Annotated in this window: 19 protein-coding genes; 12 read left to right on the top strand and 7 right to left on the bottom strand. The window is 47.5% G+C overall.

What is annotated here, in order from left to right; all coding sequences use genetic code 11:
• Positions 1-31: 31 nt before the first annotated feature.
• Genes OEZ43_11855 through OEZ43_11845 form a run of 3 tightly spaced genes read right to left on the bottom strand, consistent with a single transcriptional unit; the run spans position 32 to position 2,986 of the window.
• Positions 32-1,150 (bottom strand): DUF3570 domain-containing protein, encoded by a 1,119-nt coding sequence (locus tag OEZ43_11855; GenBank protein ID MDH5546278.1) that lies wholly within the window; start codon positions 1,148-1,150, stop codon positions 32-34.
• A 38-nt stretch (positions 1,151-1,188) separates the two neighbouring features.
• Complete coding sequence (locus OEZ43_11850; protein ID MDH5546277.1) at positions 1,189-2,745, bottom strand: hypothetical protein; 1,557 nt, start codon at positions 2,743-2,745, stop codon at positions 1,189-1,191.
• Between the two features lie 31 nt (positions 2,746-2,776).
• Complete coding sequence (locus OEZ43_11845; protein ID MDH5546276.1) at positions 2,777-2,986, bottom strand: DUF4266 domain-containing protein; 210 nt, start codon at positions 2,984-2,986, stop codon at positions 2,777-2,779.
• A gap of 354 nt (positions 2,987-3,340) precedes the next feature.
• Between OEZ43_11845 and OEZ43_11840 the strand changes: the two genes are divergently transcribed.
• The 3 genes from OEZ43_11840 to OEZ43_11830 all read left to right on the top strand — a co-directional run bounded on the left by OEZ43_11840 (position 3,341) and on the right by OEZ43_11830 (position 6,911).
• Positions 3,341-5,056: a flagellinolysin gene (locus tag OEZ43_11840; GenBank protein ID MDH5546275.1), complete on the top strand. Its 1,716-nt coding sequence runs from the start codon at positions 3,341-3,343 to the stop codon at positions 5,054-5,056.
• Between the two features lie 35 nt (positions 5,057-5,091).
• Positions 5,092-5,337, top strand: a complete 246-nt coding sequence (locus OEZ43_11835) for a hypothetical protein (GenBank protein MDH5546274.1) — start codon at positions 5,092-5,094, stop codon at positions 5,335-5,337.
• 98 nt (positions 5,338-5,435) lie between these two features.
• Complete coding sequence (locus OEZ43_11830) at positions 5,436-6,911, top strand: YdiU family protein (protein ID MDH5546273.1); 1,476 nt, start codon at positions 5,436-5,438, stop codon at positions 6,909-6,911.
• Between the two features lie 10 nt (positions 6,912-6,921).
• Here the strand turns inward: OEZ43_11830 and OEZ43_11825 are convergent, their stop codons facing one another.
• A complete protein-coding gene (locus tag OEZ43_11825) occupies positions 6,922-7,770 on the bottom strand; it encodes a sulfurtransferase (GenBank protein MDH5546272.1) in 849 nt (282 codons plus the stop codon).
• An 11-nt stretch (positions 7,771-7,781) separates the two neighbouring features.
• Positions 7,782-8,819, bottom strand: coding sequence for an aldo/keto reductase (locus OEZ43_11820; GenBank protein MDH5546271.1), 1,038 nt, complete (start codon positions 8,817-8,819; stop codon positions 7,782-7,784).
• Between the two features lie 222 nt (positions 8,820-9,041).
• Between OEZ43_11820 and OEZ43_11815 the strand changes: the two genes are divergently transcribed.
• The 8 genes from OEZ43_11815 to OEZ43_11780 all read left to right on the top strand — a co-directional run bounded on the left by OEZ43_11815 (position 9,042) and on the right by OEZ43_11780 (position 19,678).
• Positions 9,042-9,860, top strand: coding sequence for a methyltransferase domain-containing protein (locus tag OEZ43_11815; protein MDH5546270.1), 819 nt, complete (start codon positions 9,042-9,044; stop codon positions 9,858-9,860).
• An 86-nt stretch (positions 9,861-9,946) separates the two neighbouring features.
• A complete protein-coding gene (locus OEZ43_11810) occupies positions 9,947-10,927 on the top strand; it encodes an MBL fold metallo-hydrolase (protein MDH5546269.1) in 981 nt (326 codons plus the stop codon).
• 115 nt (positions 10,928-11,042) lie between these two features.
• Positions 11,043-11,615, top strand: coding sequence for a TetR/AcrR family transcriptional regulator (locus tag OEZ43_11805; protein MDH5546268.1), 573 nt, complete (start codon positions 11,043-11,045; stop codon positions 11,613-11,615).
• Positions 11,616-11,636: 21 nt separating this feature from the next.
• The gene (locus OEZ43_11800) at positions 11,637-11,924 is read left to right on the top strand and encodes a hypothetical protein (GenBank protein ID MDH5546267.1); all 288 of its coding nucleotides are present in this window, start codon (positions 11,637-11,639) and stop codon (positions 11,922-11,924) included.
• Positions 11,925-11,934: 10 nt separating this feature from the next.
• Entirely contained in the window at positions 11,935-12,540 is a 606-nt protein-coding gene (locus tag OEZ43_11795; GenBank protein MDH5546266.1) for a DNA-3-methyladenine glycosylase I, read from the top strand.
• Positions 12,541-12,964: 424 nt separating this feature from the next.
• The gene (locus OEZ43_11790; GenBank protein ID MDH5546265.1) at positions 12,965-16,576 is read left to right on the top strand and encodes a response regulator; all 3,612 of its coding nucleotides are present in this window, start codon (positions 12,965-12,967) and stop codon (positions 16,574-16,576) included.
• Positions 16,577-16,605: 29 nt separating this feature from the next.
• The gene (locus tag OEZ43_11785) at positions 16,606-16,992 is read left to right on the top strand and encodes a response regulator (protein ID MDH5546264.1); all 387 of its coding nucleotides are present in this window, start codon (positions 16,606-16,608) and stop codon (positions 16,990-16,992) included.
• Between the two features lie 25 nt (positions 16,993-17,017).
• Positions 17,018-19,678, top strand: a complete 2,661-nt coding sequence (locus tag OEZ43_11780) for a response regulator (GenBank protein MDH5546263.1) — start codon at positions 17,018-17,020, stop codon at positions 19,676-19,678.
• A 41-nt stretch (positions 19,679-19,719) separates the two neighbouring features.
• Here OEZ43_11780 and OEZ43_11775 read toward each other — a convergent pair whose 3' ends face one another.
• Positions 19,720-21,426: a solute carrier family 26 protein gene (locus tag OEZ43_11775; protein ID MDH5546262.1), complete on the bottom strand. Its 1,707-nt coding sequence runs from the start codon at positions 21,424-21,426 to the stop codon at positions 19,720-19,722.
• 201 nt (positions 21,427-21,627) lie between these two features.
• Here OEZ43_11775 and OEZ43_11770 point away from each other — a divergent pair, with 201 nt between their 5' ends.
• On the top strand, positions 21,628-22,584 hold the full coding sequence (locus tag OEZ43_11770) for a sigma 54-interacting transcriptional regulator (GenBank protein ID MDH5546261.1): 957 nt from the start codon (positions 21,628-21,630) through the stop codon (positions 22,582-22,584).
• Position 22,585: 1 nt separating this feature from the next.
• Here OEZ43_11770 and OEZ43_11765 read toward each other — a convergent pair whose 3' ends face one another.
• The gene (locus OEZ43_11765; protein ID MDH5546260.1) at positions 22,586-22,936 is read right to left on the bottom strand and encodes a rhodanese-like domain-containing protein; all 351 of its coding nucleotides are present in this window, start codon (positions 22,934-22,936) and stop codon (positions 22,586-22,588) included.
• Position 22,937: the final 1 nt, after the last annotated feature.

The following is a 22,937-nucleotide window of genomic DNA, read 5'->3' as shown; positions in this document are numbered from 1 at the left end:
AGATTGTTTAAATATTGGGCTACTTTGGCGTTTAAAACCTGATACCAGTATGTAAAGAAAGAATTATAGCGTTGGTGAAACCATCATTTTCCAAATAGTAATCCAGGCTGGCGCGAATAGACCAGTCGTTATTGAATTTGGCAGGAGACCAGGTTGCTGAAATTCCGGTCAAGTGGGTATTGAAGCGACGCAATCGCGCATCGGCTGTCATTAAATCTTGTTCCTGGGTATAGAGCGGGCGATAAAAATCGGCGGCATCCTGATAGTAAAAGCGATAGCGCCAGGCAATACGCCAGGTATCGATAATGTATTGCGCGAGCCGACTTTCTATCGCGAATGCATTAATCCCCCAGTCATCACGGTAGACAGAAGTATTTACCACTAAAGCGGTACGTGTCTGAAAGTAGGACTTGTATTGCAGGTAGAGAAGTGCACGGTTGCGCAGCGTTGGGTGGGACTCATCATAAATATAGGAAACAATACTGCCACTTAAATTTTCATCAATCGAAATCTTCCGCAACGGACCACTCTGGTATCCGCTAATGTTTGCATATCCAAAACCAACTGACAGCAAATCTTTCGGGCCTAGCAATTGTGTTGCGCCCAGCAAAATTGACTGGGTTTGTTTTTGTTGGGTACTCACGCCCTGTGAGGCGCTGTTTACTTCGACCTGGTCCGCGGTATAGGCATAGTTTATGGAAAGCGTCAGGTTGCGTTGAAATGTTTCTCGTTCGATGCCAGCAGCAATACTTCGCGACTGAAAATGCGATTCATTGCTCATTGAGGTATTTACGTTGGTGTTCCAGCTGCCTCGTTTATATGCAATACCAGCGGAGGGTTCAATGCGTGTCTCGCTAAAGCCGCTGCCACTACCACCAACAACTGTTGTTGCGCCGGAAATTGCGTCCATGGCTGAGCCATTATTTGACGCAGTTTTGTTAAACGTTTCGTAGTTAAAACGACCATTAACCGAAAATGCATCAGATAGCTCATGCAGCCAACTGATCACGGGAGAGAAGACGCTTAGCCCGGTATTGTCCTGATAGTGTGCGACGAAGACATCGATTTCGTTTTCTGCTTTTGCTGGCGACAGCGCAAAACCGCTTACAATCGCAAATGTCAGCGAAAATAGTCGGGCGAGTATAGGCATAGAAGAGGGGGAGCGCTGTTGCCAGCGCTCCCATCCGATCAATGCGTGTGAGCTGTTTGATCGTGGTCGCCCACGGTAAACATCAGCGTAAGATCAGAGACATCGACGATACCCATAGAACCCGGCATATGCCCTTGCGTCTTGATCTTGGTAATTACCTTGTCACCCATGGTTTCGATAACGGAAATTGTCGAACAGTCTGCGTCCATCGTCGCGTGGTCTTCGCAATTTCCGCCGCCGTTAGGCATATAAACATGCATTCCATCAGGAGTGCCCTTACCGTTGCGATGAGCCGTACCATTCCCGATATCGGTAGTGATCGATTTGACTTCGGTGCCGGCCTTTTGCCCACCCGTCGCCGGATCAATCTCAATTACCTTGATAACATTTTGTGCCCAGGTAGTATCGACAGCGCCGTTAGTTGTTACAACAGATGCGCCGACATACACCTTATTAATGTGCATAGTCGTGTCTCCGTGATCCATTTCGCCGTGGGCGAAAACAAAGCTGCTGGCAGAGACATTGCCATAGTCGATGACATCAACAACAGTATCATTGGTGGCGTCGATGACAGATAGATAGCCTTTTCCATCTTTCTTACCGACCATGTACAGGAACTTGTGATCCATAGAGGTGTGGATGTAACCACCTGCCGGTACCTGATTGGCGCTAACATCGCTACCAGCCATAATACTGCCCGCGCGCACGGCTGCCATATCCGCGGGCAGATTATTGGCGTCAATAACCGCGACTCCCATGTCCTGGCCAGGTGTAATACCGATATAAAATTTGCCGCTTAGCGGTGAATACTCAAGGCCGTGCGGCGTATTACTCAAACTGGTATCGCCATTGACATAGGGTCCAAAGTCTATCGTTGTGACGTTCAGAAAATCCTGGCTTTCCGGATCATTGTTGATCAAAGAAACTGACTGATCGCTGAGATTATGTGAAGCAAACATCAACGGTACGGTGACGCTGTTTGCGATGTTGCTGTCGTTAAAGGCGAAGGCGCCTTTCTTGTGTCCGTTACCTGTTGCAATCTCGGTGACGTCGAGGTATTTGTCGCCGTCAGTGTCATCGGCGTCATCCAGATTCCAGTTAAAACGGAATACTGAATCTGCATCCGCATTGCCGGACGGTCCATCATTATTAATCCATAGATAGTTTCCATTAGGATCCGGGTAGGAGTGGACCAGGCGTGTGATGTTTGCTGTTTCATTCGATGCAAATGGAATAGTGTGTTCCACTTTTTGCGTTGCAACGTCAACGACGATAACGCCGCCACCAACGACGGTGCCGCTACTGTCGGTCATATTCGATTGCACGATGACAAAGGCCTTGCCTTTGTTGAAATGTACTTCGCCCAGGCCGAGAGCTTCGTTGTTAGCATTCTTCGGTTGTATAGATGCTAGGTGTCCTACATAGACTTCGCCATCGTCGCCATAAATATTGATGTAGCCACTGTGGTCTACAGCGTAAACATGGTATTTGGCTTTCGCCATGACGTGTTCATCGTCTTGCGCATGAAAGCAGCCGCCACTTAGTGCGGCAAGCATGGACAGAAGCAAAACAGTTTTTTGCTGACGCTTTTTCATTTCGGTCTACCTTTTCAATTTCGATTATTGGTTATTGCTCGCAACCGCAGCCACCACCGGCGACACTGCCGCCGATCAGACCCTGTGCCAAGGCTCGATGCATATGCATGTCGAAAGCGCGGTGCTCCCGTGCGTCGGTTTCCATCATGATCGGGTCTGCCAGATATGCTCTTTCCCACGCTTTGACGTTGACGCATCCCGCCGTCGTACACAGACCGATTAACAAAATAAAACCACGCACGTTCAGTTTCTCTGATTGCTGTTGTAAATAGGCGTGTTGCAGGCAATGAGCCAACTGCTAAATCTAGTAAAAACAATAAGATATGGGTGAGGGCAGGTGCCGAAGTGTGTGATTACACACAAAACGCTGTGTGTTGCGACACACCGACGGGTGGTCTGGGTTGTTGAACCGAGCCAGGGAGGGGAAGTAGCAGAACCGGAGGTCTACAATAGAGAATCCTGACAAAAGCTATATTTAACAGCCATATAAAAAAGAAAATTGATCAAAAAAATTAAAGTCAAAATATTGACGTGTCGTTATTTTCCATATACCTCAATCCGGGGATTTCCCCTGTTATTGAGCTTTGGAGAAATAGTGAAGATTTACACTAATATAGCCGCGCTGAACACTAACCGTGCCTACAATCGTAGCGCCAGCGGCCTAGCGACTACGCTCCAACGATTATCTTCCGGGCAACGGGTGAACAGCGCCAAGGACGATGCGGCAGGCTTGGCGATATCCGAACGCTTTACCGCACAAATACGCGGGTATAACGTCGGTCGACGCAATGCCTCGGACGCGGTTGCCATGTTGCAAACCGCCGAGGGTGGTTTGCAGGAAGTCTCCAATATGTTGCAACGCATGCGTGAATTGGCTGTGCAGGCGGCGAATACCGCAGTCATTGGCGTTTCAGAAAGGCGTTCGCTGCAACAAGAAATCAACCAGCTTTCGGCGGAAATGACACGCATGGCCAAAGACGCCAATTACAACGGCGTCAAGATTCTTGATGATGGATCGCGCTATTCCGCCGGTGGTAGTACCGACAAAGAAAAAACCGTACAAGGTTTGGCTAGTGCATGGTTGAATGAATCAGAAGATATGATTGCGACCTATTTCGGTATGCAAACACCGGGTGGGGCGACATTAACGATAGACCTCGACAGTTTTACCGATGGTGTTGGGAATATCCTCGCGCAGGTTGGTTATCCCGCGGTTGCAAACGCGACCACGCTGACGATGCAGATTGATATGGCGGATTTTACCGATGTGGAATTTCCCGGTGATGGTGGCACGACTGCCGGTGGTCTGGCCTACGATCGCATTATTGCGCACGAAATGGTGCATGCCGTTACTGCAAATTATGTGGACTCGACCGGACTCCCTGAATGGTTCCTGGAGGGTACGGCGGAATTTATACACGGTGCCGATGAACGTGTGTCAGGTCATGGCGGGGTGGCTGCGACATATGGATTAGTCGATTTAAAAACGGCATGGGGTAGTTCGAGCGAGGAATATGCTGCGGCATATTTAACCGTACGCTACATACACGAACTGGCAGGTGGTTATACCGATGGTTCTCCAACGGCTTCCGGCATCGGTCAAGTGTTTGATCTGTACAAGTCGTCGGGAAATCTATTGACGGCAATAAACACCGCTGCGGGAACGGCATACTTGTCCTTAGATGACGTTATAGATGATGCCGAAGCCAATACGATAGGTTCCGGTGCCGTTACGGAAGCGATGTTAAGCAATGATGACACGGGTGCAATTGGCGGGGCCGATGCTGAAGGCATGTCGTATCGCGACACCACAAACTCCGGTGTCGTACCCGACGTGGATGAGTTGGATTTGAATCCGACTGGCTTCAATGTGAAATTCCCGTTTAGCCCCGCGCGAGAAATTTCTACCGGATTTGTTACCTCTGTTATGTTTCAATTAGGCGCAAACGCGGGAGAAACCTTGTTGATAGGATTAGGTTCGGCCACGGCAGAAGCGCTGAATGTTTCTGATATCGATTTGGTGACCGATCCTTCATTGGCGATTAGCAAACTAGACGGCGCAATCGATGTAGTGGCGTTCCAACGCGCCCGCCTTGGAGCGCAAATGAACCGCGTGGAGTCTGCGATACGCAGTAGTGAAACCCTGACTGAAAACCTTTCTTCTTCACGTTCACGCATTGTCGACGCGGACTATGCCGCCGAAACAGCTGAACTGACTCGACAAATGATTGTGTCACGCGCAGGAACCGCAATGCAGGCTCAGGCGCAGGCGACATCAAACCTTGCTTTGATGTTATTGCGTGGCGTGTAATCGTTACCAATTTACATTTTTTGCGTCCATATGCGGTGTATTTTACCGATTCATTCGCGCTGTTTTTGTATCGCATTCCGTTAACAGGTAAAGGCGAATTGCCCGACGCGACGCAAGTTATCACCCACGCAGATTTTCGTATACCCACAACCGCCGCAGGTTTTGGTGATGCAATCTATGTCATCAATGCGCGTTTCGATGTGGCGCCACCGCCTTTCTTTGGCGGTCGATCAGATCCAACGCTGGAATACGAACTCGTGCGGGTTGAGGTTCACGACTAATACATATGGCGCGGTGAGCAAATTTATTTTTATGTGTTCACTGTGCCAGCTTTCCCGGTAAAATAAGACCTGTTTCGTTTCAATAGTTGTTTTTCAATATGGTCTTTCATAATCGCTACCTTGCGCTCGGTGAGGGTTTTTATCATCAAATGCCGCCGGAACCGGTAGCCAGCCCCGGTCTGATCAAATTTAATCACAGCTTCGCCAAAGAGTTTGTCGATAGTTTTGAAGACCTGGATGATCAAAAACTGGCAGCGATATTTTCCGGTAATCAATTGCCTGAAAGTTGTACGCCATTGGCCATGGTTTATGCGGGTCATCAATTCGGTCATTTCAATCCACAACTCGGCGACGGCCGTGCCATGTATCTTGGCGAACTGGAGCTGAAGAAAGGCGGATTTGTCGATGTGCAATTAAAAGGCTCCGGGCGTACACCTTATTCGCGTAACGGTGATGGGCGCGCTGCACTCGGTCCTGTTTTGCGGGAATATTTGCTGAGCGAGGCGATGTACAAATTGAGTATTCCTACCACGCGCGCAATGGCGGCGGTAAGCACAGGTGAAAAAGTGGTGCGTGAGGAGTATTTACCCGGCGCGGTCATTACACGAATTGCGTCGAGTTTTATACGCGTCGGCAGTTTTCAGTATTTCGCCATGCAACAAGATATCGAGGCAATACAAAAACTCGCCGATTATGTGATCGAACGAAACTATCCTGAGTTGGAAGCACACGAGAATCCGTATCTTGCATTTTTTGAAGCCGCAGTGATGCGTCAAGCCAAACTCATTGCACAGTGGATGCAGGTTGGATTTATTCATGGTGTGATGAATACCGATAATATGTCGGTTGCCGGTGAAACCATCGACTACGGACCTTGCGCGTTTATGGACGCCTACGGTCATGCCAAGGTGTTTAGTTCTATCGATAGGCTGGGGCGTTATGCGTACAATCAACAACCCTCTATCGGTTTGTGGAACCTGACACGTCTGGCCGAATCACTATTGCCTTTGTTTGACGACGACACTGATGTCGGCGTGCAGAAAGCGACAAGTATATTAAAGCAATACGAACCGGCTTATGAACAGGCATGGCTGACTGGTGTTCGGACAAAGTGCGGCATATGTGCAGTTGGCGATGACGCGGCAGACAAGGCTTTGCTGGAGACATTGTTTGATGTCATGGCCGATAACCAGGCAGATTTCACGCTGGTGTTTTACCATTTATCCAAACTCAATTCGCACGCCGATGATAATGATGAATTATTGCGTAGCCTGTTTAAGAATACACTGGCGATAGATCAATGGTTGCGTGACTGGCGCGACCGGTTAAAACGTGAATCGCAAAGTGATGAACAACGACAACAGCAGATGCAGTCGGTAAACCCGGTTTATATCCCACGCAATCACCAGGTCGAGGCAGTAATACGCGCCGCAGAAGATCATGGTGACTTCGGACCATTTCACGCCTTGCACGAGGTATTACAACAGCCGTTTGTTTATCAGCCGGGAATGGACGACTATATGCAGCCACCGTCGGCCGATGAAGAGGTGACGATGACGTTTTGCGGGACGTGAAGACTGTTAACTAATCGTTCCCTTTTGAGATGGCTCTTCCCGGTACGGTAATCCATTCACTCCATGATCCCGCATAGAGTTTTGAGCCAGCGAGTCCGGCAATTTCCATGGCCAATACGTTGTGGCATGCTGTCACACCAGAGCCGCAACTGTGTATCACATGATCGGGTCTGACATCGCCGATAGTCTGTGAAAAAAGTTGTCGCAGTTCGCTTTCTGATTTAAAACGACGAGTGTTGTTTATATTGTTTTCCCATGATGAATTTTTTGCGCCGGTGATGTGACCGGCGACCTTATCCAGGGGTTCGATATCGCCGCGGAAGCGTTCTGGTGCACGCGCATCGACGATGCAAAAATTTTCATCCAGTCTGACTTGATCAACCAGGTCTGCGTAGACTAATAAATCCGGATTGAGCTTGAGCGTGAATGTGGTCGAGGATGTCTGTGGTGTTTCAGCGTTGCAAGGATATCCCGACGTTTGCCAGGCCGCATATCCGCCGTTGAGCAAGGCAACCTTGTCGTGTCCCGTCCATTTCAACAACCACCATAAGCGTGCGGCGAATGCACCTGGACCGCCGTCATACACGATTACTTGCACATCGTTAGTAATACCCCACGCACTAAAGCGTGTCGCCAGTAATTCAGGATCGGGTAGTGGATGTCGCCCGGTGGTCGGGCCTATCGGCGATGATAAATCTTCATCGAGGTGGGCGTAGTGGGCATTGGGTATGTGATCAACATTATATGCTTGGCGTCCGGCCTCAACATTACCGAGATCGTAGCGACAATCAATGATTACCCATTCGGGATTGTCCAAATGACTTGCTAATACCTCTGCTTCAACTATCGTTGTATACATAGTCTTGTCTCTTAAAAAGGCATTGGGTGTTTACGTCGAACGGTCTCAATATCGCGTTGGACTTCGTCAGATAACCGGAGACTAATCGCCTCGATATTGCTTTTAAGCTGTTCCATTGTGGTCGCGCCAATCAGTGTTGATGTCACAAACGGTCTGGAGTTGACAAAGGCAATCGCCATTTGCGTAACATCTAACTGGTGACGCCTGGCGACTTCGATGTATTCACTAATAGCGGAGTCGGTCAGAGGATGGATACGATGTTCTGGGCGTGTCTCAATCGAAAAACGCGAACCTTCGGGCATGGCGCCATTGAGATATTTACCGCTAATCATGCCGCGACACAAAGGCGACCAGGCCAATAAGCCGCAATCTTCGTTGAGGGATATCTCGCTCAAGTCCGGTTCGAAGTGGCGACATAAAAGTGAGAATTCGTTCTGTATGGATACCGCTCGTGGAAGACCGTGTTGTTCGGCTACGCGCAACCACGACATCATTCCCCATGCGGTTTCGTTTGATAAACCGAAGTGGCGAATCTTTCCAGCGTTTTGCATGTCCTGCAAGGTTTGCAGTACTTCCAGAAAATTTTCCCGTTGCTCATCCACGTCAAAGCGTGGGCCGTAATTCCAGGTTCTGCCAAAGTGATATGAGCCGCGATTAGGCCAATGTAATTGATAGAGATCGATGTAATCGGTTTGCAAACGCTTGAGACTGTCCTCAAGCGCGAGTTGTAGATTCTTGCGGTTGATCACATCGCCGTTACGTATCCAGCTTAGTCCAGGACCGGTAATCTTGCTTGCGAGTATTACCTTGTCGCGGTTTTTCCGCGCGACAAACCAGTTGCCAATAATGGTTTCAGTCGTACCATAAGTATTCGGCGCGGGAGGAATAGCATACATCTCGGCGGTGTCGAAAAAATTAATGCCTTGCTCCAAGGCATAGTCCATTTGTTCGAATCCTTGCTCCTGTGTATTTTGTCGTCCCCAGGTCATAGTGCCCAGACCAATCAGGCTGACTTTTAGGTCAGTGCGACCGAGTTTGCGATACTCCATAGGGCCTCCTTTGCATGGCGTGGAAATGAGTCATGAAAGCGCACCAATGTGGCAGCATTCAATCCCAATTGCAAATTTTGGAAGCGGTATAGCACAAACCGGCATCTATCCATGAGCCAGTCAAATTCCCATATTGCGATTTTACTAAAAGCCAGGCTTTGAGCCTGCAAACATACACAAATTTCGCTGGTAAATATCTGGTTGCATGTCTACACTTCTGGCATGGAAAAAGTACAACACTATTATTCTCCCGGAAATCTGTATGATCGAATTCTCAAGGGACTGGAAAAGGCCGGCGCCGATCTGACAGATCTGGATCTTGAGGATTTACAACCCGTAGACGAGTTTCATATTCGTGGTAGTGCGGCGACGAAAGAATTGATTGCTATGTCGGGTTTTCACTCTGATATGCATATCCTCGACATAGGTTGCGGCATAGGCGGGTCCACACGACGTCTGACACATGAAACCGGTTGTCGAACCACCGGCGTGGATTTGAGCGAGGAATATACCACTACGGCTGCACGTCTTACCGAATTGTTGGGCATGCAGGACAAAGTCAGTTTTCGACCGGCGAGTGCGTTAGCGCTTCCATTTGAAGACAATAGTTTCGATGGCGCCTGGACTATCCAAATGGGTATGAACATCGACGACAAAACGAGCTGGTTGAAGGAAATGTATCGCGTCATGAAACCGGGTGCTTGCGCCGTACTTTACGAGGTTTGTGCAAACGTAAATTCGCCGATTTATTTTCCCGTACCATGGGCGCAAGACAGTAGCATGAGTTTTCTCGTTTTACCCGATGATTTTAGAGAGCAGGTAAAATCGACAGGTTTCTCTGTAGAAGAGTGGTACGACAAGACAGACCTTGCCCAACAAGCATTCGCGAACATGGAAGAGCCAAAACCCGATTATTCCCTTCCGGCACTCGGCGTGTATATGTTGGTCGGCGATGATGTTCCATACAAAGCATATAATCTACGTCGAAATCTTGATGAAGCACGCGTAAGTCTGATTCAAGCACTGATCGTTAAGCCCTAAAACATAAAGCCTTTCTTTTTATTTCCAGCTAACGGTTTCCGAACTACAATAAGCTCACACTGCTAATCAATAAGGTGAGCGCCCCAATGAACATAAATTCTCGTTCGATAACTATTTCCACTGTTTGGTTAATGTGTTTGCTTGTTTCGGCATCTGTATTCTCTGCTGACAGTGCCGTAAAAATAACCCCTCTAGGCAGCCACGACGGCGAATTTTGCGCACGCGACCGTGCCATGATATTCGAAGATCCGGACGGTACGCGTATACTGTACGACGCAGGTATGACCGTCGCTGGGGCTGACGATCCACGCCTTGGGAAGATCGACGCGCTTCTGGTCAGCCATATGCACGGCGATCATGTTGGCGCCGTACACATACCAAAGACCAACGAAGGTAGTTGTGTACAACCGCAGGCCTCGGTAAACGTTTTGCCTGACACCAATACAGCGAAAATAGCAGTTGCAAAACAAGCTAAGATTGTCAGTGGTAGCGAAATGCCCAAGTTCTTTGCGAGTAAATTAAAAACCTTAGGTGGAAATCCGAAGGACGCGCTACTGGTTCGTTTTGGTGCCTCATTAAAATTGAACGGCGTAACGATAGCCACGGTACCCGCAGTACACTCGAATGGTATTGCACCTGAGATGATAGGTGGGGAGCTTGGCAATATGATGAATGCCGCCGGGCTAACTGCACACGCAGGACCACCGACTGGCTTTGTATTGACGTTTTCAAATGGCTTAGTAGTCTATCTTTCTGGCGATACCGGCATCACCGCTGAACAAGAAGTTGTGGTAGGTGATCACTACAAAGCCAAACTCGCCGTTATGAATATAGGCGACACCTATACCACCGGACCGACAGAGGCCGCATATGTCATCAATGAACTGGTTAAACCAGCAGCCGTTATCGCTTCTCACGCCAATGAAGCAGCAACTCAAAACGGCAAAGTCATTCCCGGCACGCGCACCGATACTTTTATAAAGGCAAGCGAAAAGCCTGTCTATTTACCGCTAAGTGGCAAAACCATGTCATTTAGCGCCCAGGGAAAATGCATCACTGGCTGTTAATTTGGGTGAATTTGAGTAGAGTCAGATTCAACTTTTCTCAAATATTAGGGGAGAGTAGTATCAGATCTCTCTTTAGTGCTTGACTGAATTAGGACAGTTGTCCTAATATTTCGACATGCATCATAGTGGTACCCGTCAGCGTATAATCGAAACCGCCGATCTGCTGTTTTATCAGCATGGTTTTGAGCATACCTCTTTTGCCGATATTGCCGCCGCAGTGCAAATCTCGCGCGGCAATTTCTATCATCATTTTAAAACAAAAGATGAAATTCTTGACGCAGTGATATCGAGACGTATAGCAAACACCGAAAGTATGCTCAATCGCTGGGAGGAAGAAGGTGATACGCCGAAAGAACGCATACGCAGTTTTATCCATATTCTGATCATGAACAAAACCAAGATTAAACAATTTGGTTGTCCGATCGGGAGCTTATGTACTGAACTGGCAAAGCTGGATCATATTGCAAAATCTCGAGCGAACACACTGTTTACACTGTTCAGAAGATGGTTAACCGGTCAATTTGAACTACTCGGGCGAAAAAAAGACGCAGAACAATTGGCCATGCACTTACTCATGCGTAGTCAGGGCGTGGCGGTGCTGGCGAGTTCTTTTCATGATGAAAAATTCATACAGCAGGAAGTAGAAGACATGTGTGCATGGTTGGAAACACAAACTGAACAACAGTAGTCAATAATGGAGGGAACAAAAATGTTCGTAGTACTGCTTAGGTTTTCCGGCAATAAAGCCCGTGCGGGAGAGTTAATGGAGGGGCATAATCAATGGATTGCACAGGGGTTCAACGATGGAGTCTTTCTGGTGGTAGGCAGTTTGCAACCGAACCAAGGTGGTGCCATTATCGCTCACAATATAACGCGTGAAAAACTTGAAGAACGTATAAGCCAGGATCCCTTCGTAACGGAAAGCGTAGTGAGCAGCGAGATACTCGAAATTGGTCCGACGCGAGTCGACGAACGTCTACAGACCATATTAGGGTAAGGGTAATGCTATGAGCGAAACGGTAAAAGGACCAGACGGAAAACCACGTTGTCGTTGGTGTGAAGCTGCTCCAGAATTTTTTCACTATCACGATACCGAGTGGGGATTTCCTGTAGAGGACGACTTTCGTCTGTTTGAAAAACTATCGCTTGAAGGTTTTCAATCGGGCTTGAGCTGGAGAACCATACTCGCAAAGCGGGAGAATTTTCGCGCTGCGTTTCATCATTTTGACTTCAATAAAGTTGCCGGGTTTAAGCAAAAAGATATCGATCGACTACTCAAGGATGAGGGCATAGTGCGTCATCGCGGGAAGATCGAGGCTACGATTAACAATGCCAGACAGGCGCAAAAACTGGTGGAGCAGGAGGGTTCTTTAGCGGCGTACTTCTGGGCCATCGAGCCGCAAAAACAACCTAAAGATCCTCAAACCGCATCGACGTCTCCCGAGTCTATTGCATTGTCTAAAGATTTGAAAAAGCGTGGCTGGAAGTTTGTGGGGCCTACCACGGTTTACGCATTCATGCAGGCGATGGGAATGATAAACGATCACGTCGTAGGCTGTATTGTCAGAACGAAGGTCGACGATGCTAGAAAGCGCTTTGTGAAGTCACAATAAAAAATTGATAAATTTGCATTAGTCTTAGGGTTCAATGTTCGTGGAGCCTGCTTGCGGTAGTTTGGCCGATGAATTGGCAGATTCCTCAAATCGATAGAGTCCTGTCTATTTTTTAACCAACAGTAATACCATCTCCAAAAAATCCCAATATCCGAGTTATAGAGTGTGTTATTTGTTGGAATTGTTGGGTACACTCTTACGTAAATTTTATTTGGGATATCTATAGGAAAAAATCACATTTGAAGGTGCGATCTGAGCTACCATCGATTCGGGGATGCGTTCGTCCAGGCAAGTAGTGTTGAATGACAGGATTTGTCTTGTTATCCCTGCACAGCATAAGCCGCCGGTTGATTATTGTTTGAACCCTGAATATGTAATTGTTGCCCCTCCTGAGTGGGTTAAGTAAAAGAAAACAGGTGCATACATGCCGACTTCAAGTAATGCAGCGACAGAAAAATTACTCCTGCTACAGCAGCAGTTTTTTCAGCAACTACCCGAAAAGCTCAATGCGATAACGACTCTCTGGAACGGCATGAAAAGCCGGTCGGGGGAGGAGGGGCTGACCACCGACAGTTTGCACCGACATGTCCATAATTTGACAGGTTCTGGCAGTACTTTCGGCGCTAATTCCGTGAGTAGGGCCGCGTTTGAACTCGAGGTTGTTTTACAAGCACTGTCCGATTTCGGAAAACAAGATATTTCCAGTTACACCGAATCTGTTGAACTCCAGATTTCTACCCTGTTGGGAGAACTGGTATCAATTGCATCACGCTGGCATCCTACCGAGGCCCCGCTCCTTGATTACGAGGAAGCAGAGAAGGAGCCTATCGAAAACAACCTCATCTACATTGTAGAAGACGACCCATTATTTGGACAGCAAATTCAGGACTGTCTTGAAGCCGAAGACTATGTAGTTAAACATTTCGGGGCGCTTGATGAATTTGAGCAGGCATGTCATGCGCAAATACCTGGCGCGGTTATTATGGATTTGGTTCTCGAAGAGGGGAATAACGCAGGCGCTAGGGCAATTGAGCATCTGAATCAGCAGTTTTCAGAACCACCTCCGGTTGTTGTGTTGTCGATGCGTAAAGATATCGAAGCGCGTCTGGCGGCCGCCAGGGCAGGGGTAGTCCGCTACTTTAGCAAACCAACTAATATGGATGCGCTCGTTGGGACTATGCACGGGTTAACTGCAAGAGTCGCTTCGTCGCCCTATCGAATACTCGTTGTGGATGACGACGAGGTTTTGCTTGAATATTACTCGACGATATTGAGGCGAGCAGGTATGGAAGTGCAGACAGTGTCCAATCCACTTGCCAGTCTTGATGAGCTGGATCGATTTCAACCGGAATTGATTCTTCTCGATGTTTTTATGCCGCAATGTTCCGGTCCTGAACTGGCGCAAGTCATTCGTCAAGACGATTATTACGCCCACATTCCTATAGTCTTTTTGTCGACGGAAGCGAATATCGATCGCCAACTAGCCGCGATGAAACTGGGAGGAGATGACTTTATCACCAAGCCAGTGTCGCCTAAACATCTTGTCGATTCGGTCAGTGCGCGTACCAAGCGTGCACGCTGGATGAACAGAATTACCCGCGATCTCAAATCTGCCCTGCGCGAGAGTGAGTATCAACGCATAACCATGGATCAACATAATGTCGTATGTGTCATGGATGAAAGCGGACTGATATCTTCAATAAACGAAAAGCTATGCAAACTAAGCGGCTTTAATCGCGAAGAACTCATCGGAAGGTCTCTGGATATGTTGTATTCAGAACAATATCGACTGAAGTATTTTCAACAGATGTGGGACGCGTTGAAAAAAGGCCAGATATGGCGAAATGTGATCAGCCATCGACACAAGAATGGCGATGAGTATTGGCTCGATACCACGATTGTTCCGTTTCTTGATGATATGGGTACGCCGTATCAGTATGTTTCGACAAGTACCGACGTCACCGAGTTACGCAGGCGAGAAATCAGTCTCAAAAAAGCTCAGCAATTGGGACGTATCGGCAATTGGTCCTGGGATATAGATAGCAAAAAAATGCAGTGGTCTGATGAGATGTATTCGATACTCGGCTATGCACTTGGTGAAATTGAGCCGAGCTATGACATTTTTATCGAACGAATTCACCCGGACGATTTGGCGATGGTTAAGTTATCTCAAGGCAAGTCTTTTTCCAGAGGCGATAATCACAGCCTGGATTTTAGAGTCACGCAACGCGATGGACAAATTCGCTGGGTACATGTCGAAACACAGTTACAAAAAAATCAGAATGGTAAAATCAGCCGTCTACAAGGTATTCTGCAGGATATCAGCGAGCGTAAGTTCAGTGAACTTAAGCGTGAGGGCAGTACTCGGGTTCTCGAGATGATCTCTCGGGACGAACCTTTGACAGACATTCTTCTAACCATAATTCGACACGTTGAAATATTGCTTCCGGGCAGAATAGGTGCTTTTTTGTTTCTCGACGAAGAAGGACAACGTTTCAATGAAATACTCGCACCAGGGATGTCGGATTCTTTTGTTGCTCTGGTAGCTGAAGTTGATATTGCATCTGGTTCCTGCGCTTGTGGTGACACAGCGATGAACAACACGACTATTGTTGTTGACGATATTCTTTCGGATGTACGCTGGAATGCATATAGGGATACGGCGCAAAAAGCCGGTATACGCGCCTGCTGTTCGGTTCCTGTGTTGCTGTCCTCCGGAAAAGTTCTGGGTACTTTTGCGCTTTTCAGTATGCGTGCATCTGAATTCACCGATCAAATTGTAGAGTTGGCCAGAGAAATGGCAAATTTCGCTGCGATTGCTCTAGAGCAAAAGCAAACACAACGTATTATGCTGAAGGCGAGAGAGGCAGCCGAGCGGGCCAATCATGCGAAATCCGAATTTCTTTCCAAGATGAGCCACGAACTTCGTACTCCGCTAAATGCTATTCTTGGTTTCAGTCAACTGCTGCAAATTGAACCTTTGGATCTAGGTCAACTAAATAGTGTTGAAGAAATACACAACGCTGGTAATCATTTGCTTGAGCTAATAAACGATATACTGGATTTATCGAGAATTGAATCGGGAAATATGCAGTTTTCTCTGGAACATGTAGCGCCGGTAGATGTAATACAGGAGTGTGTTCCTCTGGTGAAATTATTGGCAGACAAACAAAATATTGTAATAAGTACAGAGAACAAGCTGACGCCAAAGATGAGAATTCTGGTAGACCCCATACGATTACGCCAGGCTTTGCTAAATCTGCTGTCAAACGCAGTGAAATATAATCGGCCAGGGGGAGAGGTCAAAGTTTTATGTAGGGAAAGAGATGACGGAAAGATCGCTATCTCTATATGCGATACTGGACATGGCCTTTCCAGGGAAAAACTCGCTAAACTCTTTACAGCTTTTGAGCGCCTGGGCGCGGAAAAAACCGATATTGAGGGAACCGGAATTGGGTTGCTGATTACAAAAAATATCGCCGAGATGATGGGAGGCGAGATTGAAGTCGAAAGTGAATTAGGCAGAGGGAGCGCATTCAGTCTGATTTTTTCGCCTGATGTGAATGACACTTCGAATTATTTTGGTGATCAGGAGACACTGATTTTAGAAACTACATTGAGTGAGACTAATGGTGTCGTAAACAATGGCAGAAAGGAATTCAATGTATTGTATGTAGAAGACAATCCGTCTAATCTGCGACTGGTTGCCACGCTTCTAGACAGAAAACCGTATATAACGCTTTACACCGCACATACCCCTGAGTTTGGACTCGAACTGATTGCTGTCAAACAATTCGATCTGGTTCTGCTGGATATCAATCTTCCCGGCATGGACGGATTTGAGGTCTTGCGTAGAATTCGTGAAGATGAGAAAAATCGGGATATAACGGTTTTTGCCGTGAGTGCGAACGCGATGAAAATAGATGTAGAAAAAGGTCTTGCAGCAGGGTTTGCAAAGTATTTGACTAAACCGATTGACATTATGCCATTTTATCAGGCAATTGATGAGGCCCTGGGGGTAGAGGTCACGGTTTAGTTAGTCCAGCTTAGAAGGTGACTTACACTATGCCAGAGTTACAACGAATTTTGCTTGTAGAGGATGAGCCGGATATTCAGCGGGTTGCGGAAGTTGCTTTGGAGATGATAGGCGGATTTACATTACAGATCTGTAGTTCCGGAAAAGAGGCCATAGACATAGCAGCATCATTTCAACCGGATATTATAGTGCTAGATGTGATGATGCCGGAGATGGATGGTCCGGCGACATTAATTGCCCTGAGAAAAATTTCCGAGATCGAAAAAGTGCCGGCAATTTTTATGACTGCCAAGGTGCAGGCAGATAAGCTGGTACAGCTAAATGCATTGGGGGCCGAGGGTATTATTGCCAAACCATTTTCAGCTATGAAACTGGCTGATCAGATACGGGAGATTTGGCAACAGTTTTCACAGTAGTACTTATGCAAAAGGGAAAACAACAATGACAAATGGGGTGATTCAAGAAGATAAGGTGGCAGCCAAACAAACTTCGTGGTGGTTTGCCTTTCTAACGACGGTAATTCCTGGCGCGGTGATTCCTGTTGGTCTAGCGTTACTATTTTCAAATACGATTTCAGATTGGCATTGGGACTATGAGCCGTTTCACGCCTTGGTTGAAAGTGTAGGTTCTTTTGCAGCTGTGTTGTTAGCAGTAATTATAATTAGCATGCGTCGTAGTGAGAACCTGAGCCCTTCGTATATTTGGGTTGCGACCACCTTGATGGGGATGGGGCTGCTGGATGGGTTTCATGCCGGTGTAGAACCAGGAGAAGTATTTGTTTGGCTGCATAGTCTGGCGACTTTTGTCGGTGGTGTTACGTTCGCCTTAGTTATACTTCCCGATCGCGTTTCACGAATACCCGGCATACGGAGTGTGCCCTATGTGGTGGCGTTTATCAGTGTACTCGTTGGTATATTGTCTTTAGCGTTACCAGAAAAAATTCCGGCGATGGTTGTCGAGGGCGACTTTACAGACGTTGCCGAATTTTTAAATATCACAGGTGGGGTAGGTTTTCTTGTGGCGTGGGTTTTTTTTGCCTGGTCGCATAAGTTTCACGTAAGAAGGGAAGAGCGACTACTGCTTGCGAATCATTGTTTACTTTTTGGTATCGCTGGTTTGCTTTTTCATTTTTCTGAGTTGTGGGATGCCACTTGGTGGTTATGGCATATGCTGCGTTTGTTTGCTTACCTCGTGATTCTGTGGTTTTTTATTGATGTTTATCTGCAAAATATTCGACATATCAGCGAAAACGAAAATAAACTGAAAATAGCTAGTGGGCGCCTTCAAGCAGTGCTCGATAACGTTGTGGACGGAATTATTACCATTAATAAGCGCGGTATCATTCAGAGTTTTAACTCAGCAGCGGAAGTTGTTTTTGGTTACAACGCAAGTGAGGCGATAGGGAAAAATGTAAAATTCTTGATGCCTAAACGATACTCCGATGAACACGATGGATATATTACCGACTATTTGACAACAAGAGAGAAAAAGGTTATTGGGCTTACTCGTGAGCTGACCGGGCAGAGAAAAGACGGCACCATTTTTCCGCTTGAACTGGCGGTGAATGAATTGAGGATTAGCGGTGAAGTGATATTTACTGGTATCGTTCGCGACATCTCGGAGCGTAAACGTATTGAGTCCATGAAAAATGAGTTTATCTCTACGGTTAGTCACGAGTTACGTACACCACTGACGTCGATAAGAGGTTCTCTGGACATTCTCAACAGTGGTACGGCAGGTAATTTGCCGGATCTTGCGGCCGAGATGGCCAGGATTGCGAGCAATAATACCGAGCGTCTGCTATTGCTGATAAACGATATCCTGGACATACAGAAAATTGAATCGGGCAAAATGGCCTTTAAGTTTCAGAATGTGGAGCTTATGCCGTTGCTTGATCAGGTAATACAGGAAAACGAGGCCTATGGTAAACAGTTTGGGGTTAACTTCGTTATAAAACAAAGATTGGAAGCTGTACGAATCTATGTTGATAGGGACCGATTATTTCAGGTATTTGCAAATCTATTGTCGAATGCGGCCAAGTTTTCGCCGGAGGGAGACACGGTCGAGATCAGTGTGGCTCGCCATCATCATGATACTTTACGTGTAACGGTTTCTGATCATGGCCCGGGCATACCTCTTGAGTTTCAGTCCAGATTGTTTGAGAAATTTACGCAACAGGATTCTACTGACGTTCGTCGTAAGGGTGGTACAGGTTTAGGTTTGAACATCAGTAAGACCATTATGGAAAAGCTTGGGGGTAAAATTGATTTCTTTAGTAGGCAGGGTGTAGGAACCAGTTTCTACATAGAGCTTCCCGAACTGATTGGCGTGGTTTCATCACAGCCTGAAAATAAACCTTACAGGCGAGTGCCAGATCATCAGCCTTGCATATTAATAGTCGAGGACGATCCTGATGTTGCTGCCTTGCTAAAACGTATGCTGGCTGAGCGTGGCTTCAACACCCTAATCGCCTACGATGCCCAGCAGGCTTACGAAATACTACAGCGAAACCCCAAACAGTTCCGTGCGATTACATTGGACTTGATACTACCGGGACAGGACGGTATTAGTTTTCTTGAAAAACTTAGGACTGAGGCCAGCACGCAACAGATCCCCGTGGTTGTGGTGTCTGTCAAGGCAGATGAGGCAAGAAGAGAGTTAAATGGCAGTGCAATTGGGGTAGTCGACTGGTTACAGAAGCCGATTGATCAAGCGAGGTTAATCAAGGCAGTGAAGCAGGCAGCTGGCCCAGGTGGAATGCCAAGTGTATTACACGTTGAGGATGAAGGTGACGTGCATACGATCGTCAAATCCGTTATTAATGATGTCTGTGAACTTACATGGGTGAAGACGATTGCCTCCGCACGAGAAAAGTTGGAAAGCACGGATTTTGATCTCGTACTTTTGGACATAGGCATGCCTGATGGGTCTGGGCTGGATCTCATCGATATAATCGAGAGACGGGTTTTTCCACCAAGAGTGGTCATATTTTCTGCACTTGATGTGTCCAGTGAATATGCCGACAAGGTAAATGCGGTTTTGTTGAAGTCGAGAACCAGTAGTCAACAGCTAGCAGACACGATCAAGGAACTCATCGAATAAAGTCGGGGACCAGGAAACGACTGTTCTCTGGTCCCCGAAGTTTAGGAATAAGAAACGGTCCTTGTGTTTAGACTTTTCCGTATGCTGTCGATGGCATTAGACAGACTCGCGAAGAAATGATCGCGGCCTAGTTTCTCATCCAACGCCGAACGATGCATTACATCCATTACCGGTCCTTTGACGTTGGCAAAGTAGAGCTCAATGCCTTGGGTGCGTAGTTCGTCTACAAGTTCATGCAAAGTCGAGTCGGCGGAGGAATCCAGCTGATTGATACTGGCAGCCTCGATAACGATTGCTTTGAGCGGTTTAGTCGCCTCAGCAACATAGCGCTTCACCGTATCTTTCAGGAAAGTCGCATTGCCAAAATAGAACTGGGCATCGACACGCAACACCAGTAAGCCGTCACTTGTTTTCGCCTCAGGGTGACGCGCAATATTGCGGTATGCATCTGAGTCCGGCATTTGACCGAGTTCGGCAACATGCGGGCGAGTTGTACGGATGATGACCCACAGTAAAGACACTCCCACGCCTGTTAATATGCCTGTCTCAATTCCCATGGTTAGCGTAGCAAAGAAGGTGACAACCAACAGCGCCAAATCAGAACGTTTGACGTGGTAAAGATGTTTAACTTCTTTGATATCCACCAGACCAAATACCGCCGTCATGATAATCGCTGCCAGTACGGCTTTAGGCAGGAAATAGAACAGCGGTGTCAGGAACAGCAATACAATGGCTATCAACGCCGCTGTAATTAGCGATGCTAAGGGCGTGTTTGCACCGGCTTGCCCGTTGACAGCTGTACGAGAAAAACCACCGGTTACCGGATAGGCTTTGAAAAAGCTACCGGCAATATTGGCAGCGCCAAGTGCGATCAGTTCCTGGTTAGGATTAACATCATAACGATTGCGTCGTGCAAACGCCTTGGCAACCGAAATTGATTCCATGAAACCGACCATGGTGATGGCAATCGCTGTGGGTAGTAGTTGTGAAACAACACTCCACTCAAAAGTTGGTAGTGACAAAGACGGCAAGCCTGCAGGTACATCACCAACAATCTTCACGCCAGACTTGTTCAATTCAAAGAACCAGACCACTAGAGTACTCAATACAACAACGAGTAACGCGCTTGGAAACATGGGCTTGATCTTTTTCAGCCACATTAGCAGGGCAACACTGGCAATGCCTATTGAGAACGTCGTGATTTCAATATTGCTAATCTGATCAAACGCATTCATGAGAATCTCATGAATGTGATGACTGCGCGGAATGTTCACGCCGAGCAAGTGCTTTAATTGGCTGAAACCGATGATCAAGGCGGCGGCACTGGTAAATCCGCTGATGACTGGGTGCGAAAGAAAATTCACCAGAAAGCCGAAGCGTCCAACACCGAGCGTAAGTTGCATCACGCCGACCATGAGTGATAACAACACCGCGTAGGCGATATAGGCTTCCGTGCTGCCGTTGGCTAGTGCGCCAACACCCGCAGCTGTCATTAGTGACACAATCGCGACCGGGCCGACTGCCAGTTGATTGGAAGTGCCGAGCAATGCGTAAACAATGACTGGAATAATTGAGGCGTAGAGACCGATGATGGGGGGCAGGCCAGCGAGCATGGCATAGGCCATTCCCTGTGGCACTAACATCACGCCGACGGTAAGACCCGCGGAGATATCGCCTTTGAGATTTTCCTTGCGGTAATTCATCAGCCAGTTCATGGCTGGAAAGAATTGCTTGAGTCGCGCGTTCATGTTTCACCTCTGATATTAGTTGATCTGATTTTTAGTGGTATTGCATCGAGTAGGCCAACTTTTTGTATCAATAAATAAACAGAATAAACAATAGGATAGGGCTATTACCTATACACGGGTAAGCATTGTGGTTACAAAGTGTTGCAACACGTTGCAACGTATCTGCTAGACTGGTTATTAACATCACCCAGGAAGCAGGCCATGAATATCATCAAACGACCAGATATCAAGATCACCGTGTTTCAGAATATCGTGACTGTTGCGCCGTGCATGCTCGATTTTTTCAAACTGATCGAACGGGTGGCGCGTACCGATACCAGCGTCCTGATACGCGGGGAAACCGGTACCGGTAAAGAGCTGGCGGCGCGCGCGGTGCACAATATCAGCCCGCGAACCAAAGGACCGTGGCAGGCGGTAAACTGCGCCACTCTCGGTTCGGATTTGCTGGCTTCGGAATTGTTCGGCCATGTAAAGGGCGCGTTTACCGGCGCGATTACAGATAAAAAAGGTTTGTTCGAACTGGCCAACCACGGCACCTTGTTTCTCGATGAAATCGGTGAGATGTCTATCGATGTGCAAGCGCGTTTGCTACGCGTGTTGCAAGAGCGTGTGTTTACTCCGGTAGGCGCTACTCAAACCCGTTCAACTGATGTGCGCGTGATCTCCGCAACCCATCGCGCCCTGCGCGAAGAAGTAGAGAAAGGTCGTTTTCGAGAAGACCTTATGTATCGTCTGCGCGTAGTAAAATTATTTCTACCTCCATTGCGCGAACGCAAAGGTGATGTCGAGGCACTCACCTGGCAATTCATCGAAGAATTTAACAAGCAGGGTTTTCGCTTCGTGACAGGTATTGCGCAACCCGCTTATGAGGCAATGATTGCCTATCAATGGCCGGGTAATATTCGAGAATTGCGTAATGCACTGGAAGGCGCATTCGCCATCGGCGTGGGAGAAACATTGCTACTGGAAGATTTACCACCCGAGTTACGTGGTGAAAATGAAATTACGCGAGAGCGTGGCGGTGGTGGAATGTCAGAACGACAACAAATCCAACTCGCCTTGCGTGATGCCAATGGACGCAAGGGTAAGGCCGCTGAGTTGCTCGGCATGAGCCGGGCAACTCTTTGGCGCAAAATGCGTGAGCATCAATTGATTTAATTTAGGCCTGTAATGCCTTGTAGGCGTTAAGTCCACCGGCAATATAACGCGCATTGACATAACCCATGTCTTTCAGCGTTGCAGCGGATAAGGCGCCACGATTATAAGCATTGCAATAGCAAATGACTGTTGCATCCAGGTTTGGAATCTCACCCTCGACATTCATCTCCAGTTTGCCGCGGCTGATATTCTTGGAACCAGGAATATGTCCCGCATCGTGTTCTTCCTTATCGCGTATATCCAGTGCAATCGCGCCCGCAGACATCAGTGCATCGACATCCTCAGGAGCGACTTCCGTCACACGGGCGCGCGCCGCGTCTGCCATTTGTTGAAACTTTTCGGTATAGGCCATA

It is taken from the genome of Gammaproteobacteria bacterium (genome assembly GCA_029881255.1).
In the GTDB taxonomy this organism is placed as follows: Bacteria; Pseudomonadota; Gammaproteobacteria; order S012-40; family S012-40; genus JAOUMY01.
This window is presented reverse-complemented; position numbering and strand designations above follow the sequence as displayed.

Coding starts and splice junctions, on each gene's coding strand:
- OEZ43_11855 (MDH5546278.1), bottom strand. CDS start 1,150: ATGCCTATACTCGCCCGACTATTTTCGCTGACATTTGCGATTGTAAGC.
- OEZ43_11850 (MDH5546277.1), bottom strand. CDS start 2,745: ATGAAAAAGCGTCAGCAAAAAACTGTTTTGCTTCTGTCCATGCTTGCC.
- OEZ43_11830 (MDH5546273.1), top strand. CDS start 5,436: ATGGTCTTTCATAATCGCTACCTTGCGCTCGGTGAGGGTTTTTATCAT.
- OEZ43_11825 (MDH5546272.1), bottom strand. CDS start 7,770: ATGTATACAACGATAGTTGAAGCAGAGGTATTAGCAAGTCATTTGGAC.
- OEZ43_11820 (MDH5546271.1), bottom strand. CDS start 8,819: ATGGAGTATCGCAAACTCGGTCGCACTGACCTAAAAGTCAGCCTGATT.
- OEZ43_11815 (MDH5546270.1), top strand. CDS start 9,042: ATGGAAAAAGTACAACACTATTATTCTCCCGGAAATCTGTATGATCGA.
- OEZ43_11810 (MDH5546269.1), top strand. CDS start 9,947: ATGAACATAAATTCTCGTTCGATAACTATTTCCACTGTTTGGTTAATG.
- OEZ43_11805 (MDH5546268.1), top strand. CDS start 11,043: ATGCATCATAGTGGTACCCGTCAGCGTATAATCGAAACCGCCGATCTG.
- OEZ43_11800 (MDH5546267.1), top strand. CDS start 11,637: ATGTTCGTAGTACTGCTTAGGTTTTCCGGCAATAAAGCCCGTGCGGGA.
- OEZ43_11795 (MDH5546266.1), top strand. CDS start 11,935: ATGAGCGAAACGGTAAAAGGACCAGACGGAAAACCACGTTGTCGTTGG.
- OEZ43_11790 (MDH5546265.1), top strand. CDS start 12,965: ATGCCGACTTCAAGTAATGCAGCGACAGAAAAATTACTCCTGCTACAG.
- OEZ43_11785 (MDH5546264.1), top strand. CDS start 16,606: ATGCCAGAGTTACAACGAATTTTGCTTGTAGAGGATGAGCCGGATATT.
- OEZ43_11780 (MDH5546263.1), top strand. CDS start 17,018: ATGACAAATGGGGTGATTCAAGAAGATAAGGTGGCAGCCAAACAAACT.
- OEZ43_11775 (MDH5546262.1), bottom strand. CDS start 21,426: ATGAACGCGCGACTCAAGCAATTCTTTCCAGCCATGAACTGGCTGATG.
- OEZ43_11770 (MDH5546261.1), top strand. CDS start 21,628: ATGAATATCATCAAACGACCAGATATCAAGATCACCGTGTTTCAGAAT.
- OEZ43_11765 (MDH5546260.1), bottom strand. CDS start 22,936: ATGGCCTATACCGAAAAGTTTCAACAAATGGCAGACGCGGCGCGCGCC.